At 70.4% G+C, this 17,398-nt stretch carries 14 protein-coding genes and 1 pseudogene; 5 read left to right on the top strand and 10 right to left on the bottom strand.

Annotation, left to right across the window (positions count from 1 at the left end; genetic code table 11):
* Positions 1-335: 335 nt before the first annotated feature.
* Positions 336-902 carry a TetR/AcrR family transcriptional regulator gene (locus BFN33_RS03300; protein ID WP_069758293.1) on the bottom strand — a complete coding sequence of 189 codons (567 nt, stop codon included), beginning with the start codon at positions 900-902 and terminating at the stop codon, positions 336-338.
* A gap of 152 nt (positions 903-1,054) precedes the next feature.
* Here BFN33_RS03300 and BFN33_RS03305 point away from each other — a divergent pair, with 152 nt between their 5' ends.
* Positions 1,055-2,515, top strand: coding sequence for an MFS transporter (locus BFN33_RS03305; protein ID WP_069758294.1), 1,461 nt, complete (start codon positions 1,055-1,057; stop codon positions 2,513-2,515).
* A gap of 92 nt (positions 2,516-2,607) precedes the next feature.
* Positions 2,608-2,955 (top strand): YciI family protein, encoded by a 348-nt coding sequence (locus BFN33_RS03310; RefSeq protein WP_069758295.1) that lies wholly within the window; start codon positions 2,608-2,610, stop codon positions 2,953-2,955.
* 252 nt (positions 2,956-3,207) lie between these two features.
* On the opposite strand, the gene BFN33_RS03315 is transcribed toward BFN33_RS03310, so the two are convergent.
* The 4 genes and pseudogenes from BFN33_RS03315 to BFN33_RS03330 all read right to left on the bottom strand — a co-directional run bounded on the left by BFN33_RS03315 (position 3,208) and on the right by BFN33_RS03330 (position 8,239).
* Entirely contained in the window at positions 3,208-5,277 is a 2,070-nt protein-coding gene (locus BFN33_RS03315) for a putative Ig domain-containing protein (protein ID WP_069758296.1), read from the bottom strand.
* Positions 5,278-5,610: 333 nt separating this feature from the next.
* Positions 5,611-5,898: pseudogene (locus BFN33_RS03320) on the bottom strand (L-seryl-tRNA(Sec) selenium transferase); the annotation flags it as partial.
* 80 nt (positions 5,899-5,978) lie between these two features.
* Positions 5,979-7,460, bottom strand: coding sequence for a glycosyltransferase family 87 protein (locus BFN33_RS03325; protein WP_069758298.1), 1,482 nt, complete (start codon positions 7,458-7,460; stop codon positions 5,979-5,981).
* Positions 7,457-8,239 (bottom strand): class I SAM-dependent methyltransferase, encoded by a 783-nt coding sequence (locus BFN33_RS03330; protein WP_069758928.1) that lies wholly within the window; start codon positions 8,237-8,239, stop codon positions 7,457-7,459. Before BFN33_RS03330 ends, BFN33_RS03325 begins: the two co-directional genes overlap by 4 nt.
* A 584-nt stretch (positions 8,240-8,823) precedes the next feature.
* Between BFN33_RS03330 and BFN33_RS03335 the strand changes: the two genes are divergently transcribed.
* Positions 8,824-9,999 carry a PP2C family protein-serine/threonine phosphatase gene (locus BFN33_RS03335; RefSeq protein ID WP_069758299.1) on the top strand — a complete coding sequence of 392 codons (1,176 nt, stop codon included), beginning with the start codon at positions 8,824-8,826 and terminating at the stop codon, positions 9,997-9,999.
* Positions 10,000-10,223: 224 nt separating this feature from the next.
* Here BFN33_RS03335 and BFN33_RS03340 read toward each other — a convergent pair whose 3' ends face one another.
* Positions 10,224-10,844: a hypothetical protein gene (locus BFN33_RS03340; RefSeq protein ID WP_069758929.1), complete on the bottom strand. Its 621-nt coding sequence runs from the start codon at positions 10,842-10,844 to the stop codon at positions 10,224-10,226.
* A 189-nt stretch (positions 10,845-11,033) separates the two neighbouring features.
* Between BFN33_RS03340 and BFN33_RS03345 the strand changes: the two genes are divergently transcribed.
* Positions 11,034-11,945: an NAD-dependent protein deacetylase gene (locus tag BFN33_RS03345; RefSeq protein ID WP_069758300.1), complete on the top strand. Its 912-nt coding sequence runs from the start codon at positions 11,034-11,036 to the stop codon at positions 11,943-11,945.
* Positions 11,946-12,038: 93 nt separating this feature from the next.
* On the opposite strand, the gene BFN33_RS03350 is transcribed toward BFN33_RS03345, so the two are convergent.
* The 4 genes from BFN33_RS03350 to BFN33_RS03365 all read right to left on the bottom strand — a co-directional run bounded on the left by BFN33_RS03350 (position 12,039) and on the right by BFN33_RS03365 (position 16,577).
* A complete protein-coding gene (locus tag BFN33_RS03350) occupies positions 12,039-14,306 on the bottom strand; it encodes a M4 family metallopeptidase (protein ID WP_069758301.1) in 2,268 nt (755 codons plus the stop codon).
* Positions 14,307-15,411: 1,105 nt separating this feature from the next.
* Positions 15,412-15,771 carry a hypothetical protein gene (locus BFN33_RS03355; RefSeq protein WP_069758302.1) on the bottom strand — a complete coding sequence of 120 codons (360 nt, stop codon included), beginning with the start codon at positions 15,769-15,771 and terminating at the stop codon, positions 15,412-15,414.
* 189 nt (positions 15,772-15,960) lie between these two features.
* A complete protein-coding gene (locus BFN33_RS03360) occupies positions 15,961-16,338 on the bottom strand; it encodes a toxin Doc (RefSeq protein ID WP_069758303.1) in 378 nt (125 codons plus the stop codon).
* Positions 16,338-16,577 carry a hypothetical protein gene (locus BFN33_RS03365; RefSeq protein WP_069758304.1) on the bottom strand — a complete coding sequence of 80 codons (240 nt, stop codon included), beginning with the start codon at positions 16,575-16,577 and terminating at the stop codon, positions 16,338-16,340. The genes BFN33_RS03360 and BFN33_RS03365 overlap by 1 nt, the downstream gene beginning before the upstream one ends.
* A gap of 192 nt (positions 16,578-16,769) precedes the next feature.
* On the opposite strand from BFN33_RS03365, the gene BFN33_RS03370 reads away from it, so the two are divergent.
* Entirely contained in the window at positions 16,770-17,324 is a 555-nt protein-coding gene (locus BFN33_RS03370) for a PadR family transcriptional regulator (protein ID WP_069758305.1), read from the top strand.
* Positions 17,325-17,398 lie beyond the last annotated feature (74 nt).

Here is a 17,398-nt window from a genome sequence, read left to right on the forward strand (position 1 = left end):
CACCTGCCCCCGCTGCCGACCCGGCACCCAGCTCCGCATCATCGACCTACTGGAGATCAACTGCCGTCACCCATCGCGCCGTTGCCGCCGTGCGGGCGCCGAAGCCGGTAGAGGTCGAACGCCGAGTGGCGGATCGGCACGCGCTGCACGACGACGATTCCTGGCGCATCAACCGCAACTCAACCCGAACCCGAACAAGACTTTGCTCGCCGCGGCACGCCCGCCGATGACGTCACCCGGACCGCCGCTGCCCGCGTATGTGAACGCCCGGCGGTGAGCGCCTCACGGAGCCCTGCCACCGCGTCCGAGGGCTGATCGCGGGAACCGGGTTGAGGTCACAGCAATCGGTCGACCAGCCCGTCGATGTACTCCGGGGTGAGCGGGACCATGCCGAACAAGACGCGGATGTACATCGGGGCCAGGATGTGGTCCAGCACGTCGAACGCGTCGGGTGCGGGCTCGCCACGGTCGCGGGCGCGATCGAGCATGGCCTGCAGTTGCCGGGTGCGTTCGGCGCGGAGTGCGGCACCGGCCTGCAGGCCCTGCTGACCGCTGCTCGACAGGGCGAAGGCCAGGTGCAGGACCGCCGGACCGTCGGGGCCGGTGATCTCGCGGGCCACTTGGGCCGCGTAAGTATGCAGGTCGCCGGCCAGGCTCCCGGTGTCGGGCATCGGCGACTGCGCGTTGAGGCGGGTGAGCGCCACGTCGGTGAGCAGGGTTTCCAGGCTGCCCCACCGGCGGTAGATGCTGCTGTCGGCCACGCCTGCGCGGGCTGCGACCTCGCCGACGGTGAAGTTGCCGTAGCCGCGCTCGCTGATCAGGTCGGTGACGGCCTGGTGCACCTGCGCGCCGACGCGGGCGCTGCGCCCACCGGGTCGCCGGGCTCGCTGTTGCTCGTTCATGCATCCCACCTTAACGCAGCTGGGACTTGCGTTTAGGGTGCAGGACCTCGTACAGTCACCTAACGCAGTCGCTGACTGCTTTAGGTCGCTGAGGTGTATCGCCACCCGCATCGGCCGTGACCGGGCGCAACTACCGATTGAGGGGGAATCCCATGGCTGCAACGCATGCGACCTCAGGCAGTCGACCGAACCGGGCCGTGCTGCTCGCGGTGACCTGCCTGGGCCAGTTCATGGTCCTGCTCGACAACACGATCGTTGGAGCGGCACTGCCCGATATGCAGCACCGGCTGCACACTCAGCTGACCGGTCTGCAATGGATCGTCGACGCGTACGTTCTGCTGGTCGCCATGCTGCTGCTGTCCGGCGGTGTCTTCGCCGACCGCTTCGGCCGCAAGCGGGTGTACCTGACCGGCGTGGCGGTGTTCACCGCCGCGTCGCTGCTGTGCAGCCTCGCGCCCTCGCTCGGCTGGCTGGTCGCCGGCCGGGTGTTCCAGGGCATCGGGGCCGCGGCGCTGAGCCCTGCCTCGCTCGCCCTGCTCGCCGCCGCCTGTCCCGCGCCGCAGGAACGGATCAAGGCGATCGGGCTGTGGGCCGGATTCAGCGGAATCGGTCTGGCCGCAGGCCCCCTGGCCGGCGGCGTGCTGACACAAGCCTTCGGCTGGCCCGCCATCTTCCTGGTCAACCTGCCCATCGGCGCGGTCCTTCTGCTGGTCGGCCTGCGCCACCTCGGTGAGTCCCGCAATCCGAGCGCCCCCGCGATCGACATCCCGGGCACGGTGCTGTCCGTTCTGGCGGTGGGTGTGCTGACCTACGGGCTGATCGAGGGCGGCGCCCGCGGCTGGACCTCACCGGTCATCCTGGGCAGCTTCACCGCCGCGGTGATCCTCCTCGCCGCCTTCTTGGCCGTCGAAGCGCATCGCTCCGCACCGATGCTGCCGCCGCGGCTGTTCCGGCAGCGGCTGTTCACCGTGTCCAACAGCGCCATGACCGTGGTGGGGTTCACACTCATGGGATCGTCGTTCTTCTTCTCCCAGTTCTTCGTGTACGTCCAGGGCAGCTCGATCCTGCGCGCCGGCCTGCAGACCCTGCCGGTATCCCTCGCCATGGTGATCGTCAGCCCGTACGCGGGCCGGCTCGCCGCCCGGTACGGCTTCCGCATCGTGGTCACCACCGGTCTGGCCCTGGCCGGCCTGGGACTACTGGCGCTCGGCATGGTGCACGCCGACACCGGCTACGGGAACGTGTGGTGGCGGCTGGGACTCGCCGGCATCGGCTTCGCCCTGACCTTGTCCCCACTGACAGGCGCCGCCATCCAAGCAGTCAGCCCGCAGGAAGGCGGCCTCGCCTCAGGCATCAGCAGCACCACCCGGCAGATCGGCGCGGTGCTCGGCGTGGCGGTACTCGGAGCCGTCGTCCGCACCCGGCAATCCGGCGGCGCCTCCTTCGAGACCGGCCTCAACAGCGCCTTCCTCGCTGCCGGCACCGTCACGTTGGTCACCTCCGTGTTCACCGGCCTGTGGCTGGCGAAGTCCACGCCCGCAAAAGACTCTGCGGCCCCGCAACGCCCCACCGAAGCACATGCGGTCATCACCTCGAACGAGGCATCCGTTTAACCGCCTTTGACAACAACCGCCTTGGGCAGTCGAAGTGGCTGCGCGCCGACATCACCAGTGGTCGCCCGTACGGCGGCCGGAGAGGAAGTCCCATGAAATACGCACTCGTGATCTTCGAGACGGACGAGTCGCGCCGCCGGATCCAGGCCGACCGGGCCGCGTACCGCAAGGAGTACGAGGGCTGGATCGGCGGCCTCGCCGCGGCCGGGAAACTGGTCGGCGGCGACGCTCTGGAGACCGAGCACACCGCCCCCGCGACAGTGCGCACTGCGGCCGACGGGACATCAACGGTGACCGACGGGCCCGCGCACTCGGGCGATGAAACCCTCGGCGGCTGGTTCATCGTCGAGGTGGCCGACCGCGCGGAAGCCCTCGAACTGGCCAAGAGCCTCCCCACCCCGGAGACCGTCGAAATCCGCCCGATCCTCGAATCCGCCTGACCGACGCCCGGAGGGCGACCCGACGGCACAGGTCCCGGCCGTCGGGTCGCCTTTGCAGTGTCGCCCGGCTTGCCTACTCGGCCTGGCCCATCAGCGCAATGAGCACCTGCTCCCGGTGCGTGGCCCGCCCGTACGTCACCAGCTGCGAACGCGTCATCCGCCACCGCTGACGGCGGGCGACCGAGGGGACAACGAGGGTCCCGCACGCGGACGGTCTCCGCGTGCGGGGATCGGGTGTTTCCCGCGGGAGGGTCAGCTGGTTGTCAGGGCGGTGTCGTCCACGACGAAGCTGGTCTGGAGGGACGAGTCCTCCACTCCGTTGAACTTCACGGTGACGGTGGAGCCGGCGTACGAGGACAGGTCGAAGGACTTCTGGGCGTACCCGGAGGCCTTGTTGAGGTTGGAGTAGGTGGCCAGGGTCGTCGACCCAGCGGTGACCGTCAGCTTGTCGTACGCGCTGCTGGTCGAGGTCTCCGCGGTGTCGATGTGCAGGTAGAAGGTGAAGGTGGCCTTGCAGCCGCTCGGCACGGTCACCGACTGGGAGAGCGTGTCGGTGTGCGCGGAGCCGTAGCCGTCCAGCCAGGCGTAGTAGGAACCGGCGTGTGCCGCCTCGCTGGTGGAGTTGGTGATGGCCCCGCTGGAGGCGGTCCAGGTGGTGTTGCCCGACTCGAAGCCGGCGTTGCCGAGCAGTTGGGTCGAGGTGCAGGTGCCGCTGGCGGAGCCGACGGTCCAGGTGAAGGACGTCGAGCCGGAGGCGCCGGTCGAGTCCTTCGCGGTGACGGTGACCTGGTAAGTGCCCGCGGTGGACGCCGTTCCCGTGATCTTGCCGGTCGAGCTGCTGATGGACAGGCCGGTTGGCAGCCCGGAGGCGCTGTAGGTGAGGGTCGCGCCCGCGCTGTCGCTCGCGCTGATCTGCAGGCTGGCCGAGCCGCCGGTCGTCGTCGACTGGCTGCCCGGGTTGGTGACGGTCACCGTGTTGCCGGAGGTGCTGCCGGAGGCGAAGGCGGTGACGCCGTTGGGGGTGCCCCAGCCGGTCGGGCCGTCGTAGCCGGTGGTCGCGGTGCAGAAGTACGAGGTGGAGCAGGAGCCGTTGTTGCCGCTGGTCACGTCGTACAGGTTGGAGGTGTGGGAGTAGGGGTACTTCGCCGGGTAGTCGCTGGAGCTCGGGGTGCCGGCGAGGGCGTAGACGCCGGCGACGATCGGGGCGGAGGCGCTGGTGCCGCCATAGACCGCCCAGCCGGAGCCGCCGTAGGTGTCGTAGACCGCGACGCCGGTGGCCGGGTCGGCGACGGCGGACACGTCGGCCTCCATGCGCTTGGAGCAGCCGGTGTCGGTCTGCCAGCTCGGCTTCGCGTCGTAGGCGGAGCAGCCGGAGCCGGTGCCCTCGGTGGAGCTGGTCTTCCAGACGGACTCGCTCCAGCCGCGGGAGTTGGAGGACGTGGACAGGGCGGTGCCGCCGACTGCCGTCACGTACTGGGAGGTTGCCGGGTACTCGGCACCGTAGGCGGAGTCACCGGAGGAGACGGTGATCGCGACGCCCGGGTGCTTGAAGTACGAGGTGTCCTCGCTGGTCTGGGAGGAGGCTTCGTCGCCGCCCCAGCTGTTGGAGACGAACTTGGCGCCGAGCGAGACCGCTTCGTTCTCGGCGATGCCGAGGTCGGAGTCGTTGGCGGAGCTGGCCTCGACGAGGGTGATGTTGCAGTTCGGGCAGACGGCGCTGACCATGTCGATGTCGAGGGCCTCTTCGCCGGCCCAGCCGCTGTCGTTGGTCGGCAGCGAGGTGGTCGAACCGGTCTGACTGACCTGCTTGAAGCAGCCGTTGGCCTTGGTGCAGGCGGACAGGCCGTAGGTGGAGCGGTAAGTGGCGAGGTCCGACTCGGCGTTGGGGTCGTTGTAGGCGTCGACCACGGCGACCGTCAGGCCGCTGCCGCCACTGGTGGGCAGGTTGTAGGCGCTGTGCAGGTTGGCCGGGGAAAGGCCGGAGGGGGCCGCGGCGGCGAGCGCCGAGGCGAGACGTTGCTTGATGTCGGTGCGGCGCTGGGCGAAGCAGGACGCGTGGCCCGGCTCGGCGGTGGCGCACAGGTGGGCAGTGGGTACCTTCTGGCCCGCCTTGCCGGTGGAGTGGAAGGTCTGACGCGCGGGTTCGGTCAGCGCCTTGTTGTTCTGCGTGACCTTGGTGGTGTGCGGGTGGGCGGCGGCGGGCTGGGCGCCGGCCGTCGGTGCCGCGACGAGTCCGGCGACGGTGAGGGCGAGGGCGGGGAAGGAGACGGCGAGAAGTCTTCGCAGACTCCGTCTCCGCTTGCTCAGACGTGACTCACGCATGGGGTTCTGCCTCCGTTGACGTGGGGATGCGCACTGGATTGGCAGGCCCGTGACGCGCGTAGCGGCGGCGAAACCGCGCAGCCATGAGCATGACATTCGACTGACCCGAGATGCCCGATGAACGTGACATGACAGGGTGCGAGAGGAACGTAAATCCGGGGCGGCCGAACCGGCAGTGCCGCAAGGGATTCTTTGCTCCGCCATAGGATGAGAATGGCCACTTCATTGGAGGTGACAGGGGCGGGCTTGGCGCGGAGCAGAGGAAGACTGCAGCCGTTCGGCCCGGGAGGCGGACTCTGCAGCGTCTCGATGGCCCCTTCAGTCGTGGCCGACGTTGGTGGTGCCCACTTCACGCAGCCGGGCCCCCGTCGAGACCAGGAGCTCGGGCAGGCGGAAACTGTCCCCGATCTCCACCATCTCGCCCCGGCTGATCACGATCTCCCGTCCGGGGGCCGGCGCGGTGGCCCCCCGTACCAGCGCGACGGCACCGTTGTTGACGACGTGCACGGCCCCGGCCGACGGCACCTTTTCCCGCAGGGCGGCCAGGGCGGTACGGCCCCGGTGGGCCCGTACTCCGGTGTCGAGATCCAGCCCCACGTCCGTCGGACCGGCGGCCTCCAGGAGCGACGGGGAACGCTCCTTCGTGCATCCGGCAGCGCCTTCTCGCCATCCGACGACCGGTGTCCCCTCACCGGCACGGATCAGTCGCCGGGCCCCTTCGCAAACGCCGCGGGCCCACGGCATCGCTTCGCCAGTTCCCGTACCGGAGGGCACCGCAGGCAGGCTCCAGCCGTGACGACCAAGGCGGCCACGCCGTACGTCCACGCCTGGAGGGGGAAGCCGGGCAGGAGCCGGCCGGCGAGGTAGAGGGTGGTGCCGGCGAGGGTGACGGTGAGCCACTCCCAGCGGCCGTCCAGGGCCACGAGGGCGATGACGAGCAGGGAGTACCAGGGGTATCTGGGTGAGAAGAGAAGCATCGCGGTGCCGGTCAGCAGCAGGGCTCCGTGCCAGGGGCGGGCAGGGTCTCCACGCCACCACACGTACAGCGCGGTGAGTGCGAGCAGCACTGCTGCGGTCACTCCCGCTGCGGCGTCCGGCAGGAACAATCGCAGGAGGGCGAAGCGGCGTACACGCCCTGACTCGTAGCCCTCCTCGTGCAGGTATCCGGGCAGGTATCCCAGGACGTCGGCGCCGGAGACGATGACGTAGGGCAGGTAGGCGAGCGCGACAGCGGCGACGGCGGAGGCCGCGACGCGCAGGACGCGCGCCGGACCGCGCTGTCCCGCCAGGGCACCGGGCAGGACCAGTACGGGCAGGATCTTCACGGCGATCGCGGCGCCGAGCAGCGCTCCTCGTCGGGCGCCGACGGTGCCGGTGCCGAGCGCGAGTACGACGAACAGGACGCCGAGAGTGTCGATGTGCGCGTTGTTGACGGCTTCGAAGGTGACAGCCGGGCACCACGCCCACAGCGCGGCCCGCGCCGGGGCCCGCTGCGGATCGCCGCGCCGGCGCAGGACGACCAGCAGGGCCCCTGTGGTGCCGAGCGCCAGGGCGGCGCCGCCGACCTGGAGGGGCTTGTGGCGGCTGTCGGGTGGGGAGACGGCGTGCACGGCCAGGTACCAGCCCTCGGCCACGGGTGGGTAGATGGTGGGCACGGTGGGGCGGTTCATGCGTACGCACAGGCCGCTGCCCGTGTGGCTCAGGCCCCAGCCCTTGCAGGCTCCCTCGGTGGGGAAGAGCCAGCCGTCACGCAGGTGGGCCAGTTCGGGCGCGGCGGGTGGGTAGGCGTACGGGGAGATTCCGGCGGCCTGGACGCGGCCGTCCCAGGCGTATCGGTACATGTCGTCGCTGGTGCGCGGCGGCGCGGAGAGACCGGCCACGGCGACGGCGGCAGCGCCGATCAGGACCAGGACCGTCGCGGCCCGCGCCGGAACCTTGCGCACCGTCCACACGGCGGCGGCGAACAGCGCCCACGCGACGGCGTATCCGGCCAGCAGTCGGGCGGGGGCGCTGTGGTTGTCGCCCGCGTGAAGTGTGTCCGTGACGACGGCGGTGAGCGCGGCCAGGAGTGCCGCGGTGACGGCGAGCCGGACGGTCGGGCGCTTCGTCGGGGCGGCGGGGTGCGAGGACTGTGACGCGGAAGTCCCGGCCCGCGCTGGACGGTCCGTGGCGGTCTCGGTCATGGCCGCCCGTCCGCCGGGAGAACCGTGGCGGCGGTTCCGTCATCAGCCGTGGTGTGCTCCTGCTTCGGCATGCCGTGCCGGTCCTGTCCGGCGTTCGGGCGGTGGAGTTCCACGAAGGGACGGCCCTGCGCGGTCCACCGGCCGGTGACGATCCAGCCGGTGACGTCGGCGGCGTGCAGCAGGGCCGTCGTGCCGACGCGAGCCCAGGAGAAGGGCCGGCCGTGGCGGCCGTGGGCGTCCTCGACGCGGACGGTGAGGCGCTCGTCCACGTCGTCACCGGCTGCCTCGGCCAGCAGGCGGCCACCGGGGCGGACCGCGTCACGCAGTCGAGCGAGCAGGGGCACGGGATCGCCGCCGATGCCCACATTGCCGTCCATCAGCAAGACGGTGCCCCACCGGCTCTCTCTGGGCAGGCGGTCGAAGACGGAGCGGCGCAGGGCGGCTCCGCCGAGTCGCCGGGTCCGGGCGACGGCGGCCGGGCTCACGTCCACGCCGAGGGCCGGGATGCCGCGTGCTGCCAGGGCGGCCACCAGACGCCCGGGGCCGCAGCCGACGTCGAGCACGGGTCCGGTGCAGCGGTGCAGGACGTCGGCGTCCGCGGCGTCCGGGGCGGCGCACCACCGCTCCACGTCCAGCGGCAGCAGTTCCGCCGCCCCTGAGGCGAGCGGTGCCATACGACGCAGATACAGCGGGCCGCGGCCGGTGCGCAGGGCGTGGGCGTAAGGGTCTTCCACCCAGGGTTCGCCGGGTTCCGCGGTCGCGGGCGGCCGGGAGGGCACAGCAGAGGTGACGAGCTGTGCGGGCGAGCGGACGGACCGCGGCTGTTGGCCCGCGTGGCAGGCGGCGCCGAAGTCGCGCCGCGGCTCGTGGACCACGTACGCCCCGAGGGCACGGGCGCTGTCCGCGGAGCCGTCGGTGGACCCGTTGCCGACGACGGGCACGCGCCGACTGGGCGGGATCCGTTCCAGAACCCAGGGCCGGGCCTCGGCTTCGTCGAGGCCCGGCGGCTCGACGTCCACAGGGGAAGGGGATGTCTCGATCACCCCACTCACCCTACGAACTCGAAGCGGACATAAGGGATTTGATGTTCTTACAGATCGCTGACGTCCCCCAGGGCGTCGTCAGCATCAGGCCCCCGTGGGGTCGGGTGGGCTGGGTGGGGAACAGGGACCCAGTGGTGGGCCCGTCGGCCGATGCGGCGACCCCTTGGACCTCCCCCGGCTCAGCGTGACTGCTCACGGATTGACGTACTCCGTGACGGCTCCGATGCTGGTAAGAGGGGGTGATGGAAGGGGCTGCGGCCGTGCGTCGTGGACAGAGTGGTCTTCCTCGGGTGTTGACGGCGGCGGAGACGGCGGCACCGGTGGACGCTGTCGACGTGGTCGCGGAGGACCTGAGGCGACGTTTCAGGGCCACGGAGGTGTCTTTCCTCATTGTGGATCTGACGGGGAAGGCAGTGGCGCGGCTGGCCACCGTCCCCGCGGACAGTGGCCGGGAGGCGGAGCGCATTCCCCTGTTCGGGAGTGTCTACGAGGAAGTGGTTCGTACCCAGCTGCTGTATCACGAGGCGACCGGCCACGGACATCGGGTGATCATGCCGGTCACCAACCGGGGGGATGCGATCGGGCTGCTGGAACTGCTCCTGCCGACCGACCCCGGCGACGATGTCCTTGACGCGGTCGGGGAAGCCGCCCACCTCCTGGCCTACATCGTGATCGCCAACGGGCGCTTCACCGACCTCTACACCTGGGGCAGACGCTCCGTACCTCCCACCCTTGCGGCAGAGATCCAGTACCAGCTGCTTCCCCCGTCGCTGTCGTGCGAGGCGGCGCAGTTCACGCTCTGCGGGAGCCTGGAGCCGTCCGAAGGCCTCAGCGGTGACACCTTCGACTACGCCCTGGACCGCGACACCCTGCATGTGTCGGTGACCGACCCCATGGGCCACGACATCGATGCCGCCCTGGCCGCCACGGTCCTGGTGAGCGCCCTGCGCGGCGCCCGTCGCGCGGGGGCGGGCCTGGCCGAGCAGGCCCACCGGGCCGACCAGGCACTGATCGCCCACGGCCACGGCCACGCCACCGGACAGCTGCTGCGCGTCCATCTCCGAACCGGTCAGGCCCAGCTCGTCAATGCCGGCCACCCCTGGCCACTGCGCATGCGCGAAGGGACTGCGGAGGTGATCACCTGCGAGGTGGACCATCCCTTCGGGCTGTCCGAGTTCACGCCCCACCCCTACCGTGTGCAGGACCTCGACCTGCGTCCCGGTGACCGTCTGCTCCTCATCACCGACGGCATGCTCGAACGTCACGGCGAGAAGGTCGACCTGGCCGCCCTGCTGGAGAACACCCGCCACCTGCATCCGCGGGAGACCGCGATGGCACTGACATCCGCCGTTCGGGACGCCGCCGACGGCCGGCTCGAAGACGATGCCACCGTGATGTGCCTGGACTGGCACGGCCCTCAGGAAACCCAGCGGCACGTCAGCTCCGGCGCGGACACAAGGCAAGCCTCAGCCGTCCGCACCGAGGGACAGCCGTGACCGTTCGAGGGCCGCTTCGTTCCAGTCCGGCGCGTCGGCGACGTCCTTGCCGAGCCCGACCATCGCGGCCATGTAGCAGATTGCGTTCACGCCGCCCGGTGCGTCGGTGGCGGCCGCCGGTCCGTCTCTTCGGGACCGGCGGTGACCCCGTTCCGACGACGGCGGTGTCGGTGTCGGTGTGCGAGCCGATGACACGCGGCCGTAGACCGCTCGGCGCGGGTCCGTCAGCGGCTCGTAAGCGTGCGGGACCGTGCCCTGTCGTCTCCGCTCGAGAACGTCGCGGCCGTCAACAGCGCGAAGGCGAGGGCGAAGCCGAGCATGGTGAGCACACCCCGCGGCCAGAAGATGTGACTGTCGACGAACGACCAGCAGGCGGCGAGCAGTACCACGGCACCCGGTAGCGTCCGAACTCCGTGCCGCCGATACAGCACCGCGCACGTCGCGAGACAGGCCACGGCCAGCGCGTACACCCCCACGCGGCCCAGTGCGTCGCCGGTCGCGAACAGCCGCCCGGCCGCCCCGTGGACTCCGTGGTCCACCACCGTGCCCGCGGAGATTCCCGCGACGGCGTCGAGTCCGGAGTAGTACGCCGCGTAGCCGAGGGATCCGAGCCAGGCGAGCACCGTCAGAGCCCCCTCGGCGTCGCGGCGCGGCCTGCCCCACAACGGGACCACCAGACCGAGCACCAGGAAGGGGAACACCGGCAGGAGAGCGATGTGCAGCCCGGCCCAGTCCCCCGCCGTCGTCGGCGTCAAGTGCCGGGGGTGAACGAGACCGGCGACAGCCAGCAGTATCGGGGCCGCCGTCACCAGCGCCGTCGTACGCAGAACACGCATGGATCGCATCCCGTCACCGTAGGAGGCCGTGCCGGGTCCGCCGTGCCCTGCGCGGAACGCGTAAGACATCCGTAACACCGGAGAAGCGAATTCGGCGCGCAGTACGGACTCTGTGATGTGGGGGGGAAGTCCAGTCATCCGAAGCAGCGCCCTGCGAAGCTCGGGGTCGGGCGGGCCCGGTTTCGTACCCTTGCACGCATGCGGACGCGTCCCACACTTCACTGGACCCCTCCCCCGGACCTGCCGCCGGGCACCTTCGACCTGCGGCCGGTGGTCGATGCGCTGAGCGCCGGCAGGGTGCTGGTGCTCAGCGGGGCGGGAATCTCCACGGAGTCGGGCATCCCCGCCTACCGGGGCGAAGGCGGAAGTCTGAGTCGGCACACGCCGATGACGTACCAGGACTTCACCGCCGGCGCTGAGGCACGGCGAAGATACTGGGCTCGCAGCCATCTGGGGTGGCGTACCTTCGGCCGGGCCCGTCCCAATGCCGGGCACCAGGCCGTCGCCGCGTTCGCTCGGCAGGGGCTGCTCTCGGGAGTGATCACCCAGAACGTCGACGGTCTGCATCAGGCCGCCGGCACCGAGGGCGTCGTGGAACTGCACGGGAGCCTGGCAAGAGTCCGGTGCCTGGGCTGCGACGCCATCACCACCCGCCAGGACCTGTCCGTACGACTGGAAGAGGCCAACGCGGCGTTCGAGCCGGTGGTCGCGGGAATCAACCCCGACGGTGACGCCGACCTGTCCGACGAACAGGTCGCCGGCTTTCGCGTCCTGCCCTGCCTGGACTGTGGCGGCATCCTCAAGCCCGATGTGGTGTTCTTCGGCGAGACCGTGCCCGCGCAACGGATCGAGCACTGCCGTCAGTTGGTCCGTGAGGCGAGCACGCTGCTGGTTCTGGGCTCCTCGCTCACGGTGATGTCCGGACTCAGGTTCGTCCGCCAAGCCGCTCAGGCGGGCAAGCGTGTCCTCATCATCAACCGGGATCCCACCCGCGGTGACCTGCTCGCCCATACCCGCGTCAGCCTTCCGCTGGGAACCGCCCTGCACTCTGTCGCAGATGTTCTGGACCTTCGCGCCGACGGACGGATGCCGCTCCGGTCGGAGCCCTGACAACCGCGTGGGGACGCCTCGCGCGTGCTGGTGTTCCGACGCCGCCGCCCGGGTCCCGAGGGGCCCGGGCGGCGGGGTGCCGGTGGCGCAGGGTCAGGGTGTCAGCTGCCAGCGGGCGATGTATCCGACGTCGATGGACGCCCGGTCCTGCACGCGCAGCTTCCAGGTGCCGTTGAGCGGTTGCGTGGAGGCGTCGACCGTGAACGTCTGGTCGACGTTGTCGGCGGAGCCTCCGCTGCGGTTGAGCAGGGAGTAGACGGTGCCGTCGGGGCCGACGAGGTCGACGGTCAGGTCACCGCGGTAGGTGTGGACGATGTCGACGTAGACCTTGGTGGTCGCGGAGGCGTTGCCGTCGCGGCCCGTGATGGTCACAGGGGACTCCACGGCGGCCCCGTTGTCGGGGATGTCGACGCGGGCGGCGTTGGCGTAGACGTAGGCGATCTGCCAGCCGAAGGTGACAGAGGCGGTCGCTTCGGTGCTGTCGGTCACCTTGATCGTGACGTCGCCGGTGCCGAGCGTGGTCGGAGTGCCGCTGATCAGGCCGCTCGGGCTGATGGTCAGACCGTCCGGCAGGCCGGTGGCCTCGTAGGTCAGCGAGGCTCCGGTGTTGGTGGTGTAGGCGTCCAGCTGCAGGCTGACGACCTGGTTGACGCCGCTGATCTGGTCGGCCACCGGCGCGAGGTTCACGCCGAGGGCGATGCGGTTGCCGACGTTGATCGCGGCCCAGGCGTCGGCGACGGCGAGGTAGGTCGGGCTGTAGGCGCCGAACAGGTCTGCGGCTGCCGAGAGGGTGGCGGTGCGTGCGCCCACGTAGTTCGTTGTCGAGGTCATGTACGTCGTCAGCGCCCGGTACCAGATCGCGGCCGCGTTCTCGATGCCGATGCCGCTGACGGCCTGACCGTCGTAGGTCGGGCTGTCGTAGGAGACACCGTTGACGGTCTTGGCGCCGCTGCCCTCGGAGAGCAGGTAGAAGAAGTGGTTCGCCGGCCCGGAGGAGTAGTGGACGTCGACGCCGCCCAGGGTGGAGCTCCAACTGTCGTACGAGGAGCCGTCCTTGGAGGGCTTGTCCATGTACCGCAGGGGGGTGCCGTCGCCGTTGATGTCGATCTTCTCGCCGACGAGGTAGTCACCGGGGTCGGCGGCGAGGTTCGAGTGGAACTCGACGGCCGCCGCGAAGATGTCGGAGGTCGCCTCGTTCAGGCCGCCGGACTCGCCCGAGTAGACCAGGCCCGCGGTGGCGGCGGTGACGCCGTGGCTCATCTCGTGGGCGGCCACGTCGAGCGCGGTGAGCGGGTGGGTGTTGCCCGAGCCGTCGCCGTAGGTCATGCAGAAGCAGGAGTCCTGCCAGAAGGCGTTGACGTAGTTGCTGCCGTAGTGCGCGCGGCTGTAGGCGGCGACCCCGTCGTTGCGGATGCCGTTGCGGCCGTAGGCGTCCTTGTAGAAGTCCCAGGTTGCCGCGGCGCCGAAGGCCACATCGACGCCCGCGGTCTGGCGGTTGGACGGCAGGCCGTCGCCCCAGACATCGTTGTCGTCCGTGAACAGGGTGCCGGTGCCCGAGGTGCCCTGGCCCAGGTCGTACGTCTTGTGCCCGGCGCGGTCGGGGTCCGCGAGCTGGTACGTGGACCCGGACAGGGTGGTGCCGAGCGGGACCGTGCCCACGTACTGGCCGGTGCCGGTGCCGGTGTGCACCTTCTCGGCAGCCAGGAGTTCCTTGCCGGTGGCGGCGTCGGTGACGACCTGGAGCTCGCTGGGCGTGCCGTCCTTCTGGACGCCTTCGACGACGGTTTCCCAGGCCAGCACGGGCTTGCCGGTTCCGGCCCAGACGACCAGGCGGGAGGCGTCGGCCACCTTGGCGCCCCTGACGTGATCCTTTTTCGAGGCGGTGAGAGCCTTGGCGGTGGCGCCTGCGGTCGTGACCTCGGGGCTGAGCGAGGGCACCGACAGCTTGGCCGCGTTGGCCTTGGTGACGGTCGTACGGCCGCTGTCGTCGTGGACGACCAAGTCGCCGCCCAGGACGGGCAATCCGGCGTAGGTGCGCTCGTAACGGGTGTGCGTGGTGCCGTCGGCGTCCCTGATGACGTCCTTGACGACGAGCCTCTCCTTGGCGCCGAGACCGATGCGCTGCGCGGTACCGGCGGCCTCGGACTGGGCGCTCCTGATCAGGGCGGTTCGGCGGGCAGGGGACAGCGGGGCCGGGGCGGCGTCGGCCCGAGGCGTGGCGGCGATCTTCGCGCCTGCCGGGTGCGCCGGTGCCGCGGTGGCGGAGTCCGGGACGGCCAGGGCGAGCAGGGAGCCCACCGCCGCCAGAGTAAGGGCCGTGAGGCGTCTCGGGCGCACGAGGGCGTTCTGTCGCAGGGGCAAGGGGGTTCTCCTTCGGTACGACGGCCGACCCGGGGTGGGGGCCGTGGACGAGACGGATCGGCGGGGTGGGCCGGTCCGGAGCGCTGCACGGCATGCGGGTGGAAGGAGGTGGGGGGGTGGTGGAAACGCGGCTGAGCCGCGTGTTGAACCTGTAAGGGAGCTGTGAATTCCCGGAGCAGAGTGACACCGCGGACGCGCCCTTGTCATGCAAGCATCAAATCAACGGCTTGAATTGATCACGCAGGTCAGGCAAATCGGTACACACGGCGACCGGTTTTCGGCCTGCCAGGATCGTTGTGCTGCCACCACCGCGCCCGCCATCGGCTGCCCGACAGGGACACGCGTAGCCGCTGTCGCGGAGGCCACGGCCGCGGTGTCGGCCTGTCGCCGGAGTCGTGCCCTACGCGCACCGAGATCCGGCCCAATGGGCCAGCACTGCAGGACCAGTTGACCGTCTCGGAGGCCCGGCCTCGTGCGGCCGACGTAGGCGTTCGGTATGGGTGGGCCGGGGTTCCATGGCGCCGACAAATCGCAGCAGAGGGGTGTCGAATACGGCGTCGCGGGTGAGGACGCAGATCCAGCCCAGAAAGCGGGTCCGAGCACGTGTCGGCGTCCCGGCCTACCTCCGCCCGGGTGGTGCCGCCGGCCCTCACCAGTGCCCGCACCTTCTGCTCCGGTCAGCGGTGCCGTGGTGGATGCCTCCCGCCGAGTGGTTCGGCCGCCTTCGCGACCTGGGCCGCGGCGGGCGGGCCGGTCCTCCGTCACGTTGGCGAGGACGGCGGTCAGGCGGGCCGAGCTTCGGGGTCGACGCACCGGACCAGACGTCGAGTTCGCCGCCACAGGTCGCACCGACTGCGAAGGCGTCGGCGTCGGCGTCAGAAGGGCCGACTGCTGGTACCACGGGCGTTGCGGCGGATGCCGGCGGCGATGCACCGATGGCGAGGCCTGCGCGTCATGTCCTCTGCGCTGGTGGTTGCGGAGCTGACGATCAGGGCGCAGGTCGGCAGGGTGTTGGCGTGAAGTCGGGGTTGCGGGGTCGTACGAGGCACGGTTGGTGCGACCGAACGGTCCGTGATCCGCACCAGGTGACGGAACAGGGGATCGCTCACGAAGGCCAGTCGGAGGGAAGTCCGTCGTTTTCGTTGTAAAAGTCTTCCCCGTCCTGGGCGATCGCCGCCACGGCGCTCTGGTAGGCGTAGCCGTACTCGCTGACCGACAGCGACTCGCAACCGGGCGGCCGGGTCTTCGGCGGGGTCGTCGGCGACCAGTCCCCGGTGTAGAGCGAGTCGATGCCCTTCATACAGGCGCGGATCGCCTCGGCGTCGGCCGGGGGCGCGGTGGTGGCCGTCGAGGAGGAAGCTGTGGCACCGTCCGCCGGGCTGCCGGAATCCCCTGATCCGTCCGAACAGGCGGCAAGTGTCAGCAGCAGGGCTGCCGTGGATATGAGCGCTGCCGTGGTCCGCATGTCCCTTGCCCCAGGGGTTGTTGAAGAGACGTCACATAGTGGCAGATACGAGCAGGTCTCGCACTGGAGTGCGCTGTGACCATCCTGGGCTCCGGCAAGGGGAGTTCGAGCAACGCAGCCCGCCCGTGACGAGGTCTGTCCACGCACTGACCCGGAGCGCCATCGGCGTCGCTGTCGCCGGTCGACCTCTCAGATCTTCCAGGAGCGGATCCGCTCGGCGACTTCGGGAACCCGCAGGCGTGTGTCGCGGATCTTCCGTACGAGCTCGGACAGGGCGCCGTAGGGCGGGTCGATGCCCTCGCCGGACTGGTCCATGTACTGGGCCGCGACGAACGCGGCGTAGAGGCTGTTGCGGTGCGGGAGCGGCTCGAGGCGCACGATGGTGTGCATGAGCGCGGCCGCGCGCCAGGCGGCGTCCGGGTCGGCTGCCTGAAGGGTGGGCAGTTTGGTCTTGTGCCGGGCGACGGCGGCGACCAGGGCGGAGTAGTCGGCGACGGACATGTCCTCGGAGCCGAGGGCGGTCTCCTGGACATCGAGGAGCCAGGAGACGTCGATGTGCAGGTGCATCAGGCGGCCGCGGCCCCGCCGGGGCGCTCGGCAGGAGGGACTTCGTCGGGGAATGCGTCGTCGAACTCGTCGCGCAGCCGCTCGGCCCAGGCGCTCGCGCCCGTGATGAACTGCTTGCGCTGCATCTCGCGGACGCCGAGGTCGTGCAGGTACTGCTTGAGGCTCTTGCCCTCGGCGGCCGCGGCCGCGCGGACGCCCTCAAGTTCTTCCTCGGTGAACGGCACGTTCAGGGATGGCATACATCAGATGGTACCTAGTAGGTACCGGCTGTGTGAACCGGCAGCGGAGCCGCTGTACATTCCGCATGCCGTCGTCGTGAGCCGGCCGCAGAAGGCCGCGCCGTGACGTCGGCGACCCCGGCGGGGTGAGCCGTACCGCATCGAAGTGCGCGGGACTTGCTATGCAACGAGTTGCATAGCACGATCGTCGGCATGGCGCTCGAACACGCGATCCTGGTGTCGCTCCTGGAGAAGCCGGGGTCCGGCTATGAGCTGGCCCGGCGTTTCGAGCGGTCCATCGGCTACTTCTGGACCGCGACCCACCAGCAGATCTACCGCGTGCTCAAGCGCATGGAGAACGACGGCTGGGTCGACGCCCGTGACGTCCCGCAGCGCGGGCGGCCGGACAAGAAGGAGTACTCCGTCGCCGACCTCGGCCGGGCCGCTCTGTCCTCGTGGCTGCACGACCCGATCGAGCCTGACAGTGTCCGCCACGACCTGGCGGTGAAGATCCGCGGGGCCGCCTTCGACGACCCGGCCGCCCTGATCCAAGAGGTGGAGCGGCACCGGCAGGCGCACCGCGACCGGCTGGCGCACTACCTCGCGGGCGAGGAGCGCGACTTCAGCGGGCCCAAGGCGGCGGCGCCGGACGCGGAAGCAGAGCTCCAGCACGTCGTCCTGCGCGGCGGCATCGCCTACGAGCGGATGATGATCGGTTGGCTGGACGATGTGCTGGCCACACTGGCCCGCTTCGGCCCCGACCGCTGACCGTCGCCGCGTCGTTCGCCGACTGCTGCGCGCCTCCGGCTCCCCAGTCTCCAGACTTCCCCCGCTTCTCAAAC

Source organism: Streptomyces sp. LUP47B, from assembly GCF_001746295.1.
Classification (GTDB): domain Bacteria; phylum Actinomycetota; class Actinomycetes; order Streptomycetales; family Streptomycetaceae; genus Streptomyces.

Excerpts from the sequence above, each read along its gene's own strand:
- BFN33_RS03365 (WP_069758304.1), bottom strand. The coding sequence starts at position 16,577 with ATGCCATCCCTGAACGTGCCGTTCACCGAGGAAGAACTTGAGGGCGTC.
- BFN33_RS03340 (WP_069758929.1), bottom strand. The coding sequence starts at position 10,844 with ATGCGATCCATGCGTGTTCTGCGTACGACGGCGCTGGTGACGGCGGCC.
- BFN33_RS03315 (WP_069758296.1), bottom strand. The coding sequence starts at position 5,277 with ATGCGTGAGTCACGTCTGAGCAAGCGGAGACGGAGTCTGCGAAGACTT.
- BFN33_RS03325 (WP_069758298.1), bottom strand. The coding sequence starts at position 7,460 with ATGACCGAGACCGCCACGGACCGTCCAGCGCGGGCCGGGACTTCCGCG.
- BFN33_RS03300 (WP_069758293.1), bottom strand. The coding sequence starts at position 902 with ATGAACGAGCAACAGCGAGCCCGGCGACCCGGTGGGCGCAGCGCCCGC.
- BFN33_RS03310 (WP_069758295.1), top strand. The coding sequence starts at position 2,608 with ATGAAATACGCACTCGTGATCTTCGAGACGGACGAGTCGCGCCGCCGG.
- BFN33_RS03345 (WP_069758300.1), top strand. The coding sequence starts at position 11,034 with ATGCGGACGCGTCCCACACTTCACTGGACCCCTCCCCCGGACCTGCCG.
- BFN33_RS03355 (WP_069758302.1), bottom strand. The coding sequence starts at position 15,771 with ATGCGGACCACGGCAGCGCTCATATCCACGGCAGCCCTGCTGCTGACA.
- BFN33_RS03305 (WP_069758294.1), top strand. The coding sequence starts at position 1,055 with ATGGCTGCAACGCATGCGACCTCAGGCAGTCGACCGAACCGGGCCGTG.
- BFN33_RS03360 (WP_069758303.1), bottom strand. The coding sequence starts at position 16,338 with ATGCACCTGCACATCGACGTCTCCTGGCTCCTCGATGTCCAGGAGACC.
- BFN33_RS03370 (WP_069758305.1), top strand. The coding sequence starts at position 16,770 with ATGGCGCTCGAACACGCGATCCTGGTGTCGCTCCTGGAGAAGCCGGGG.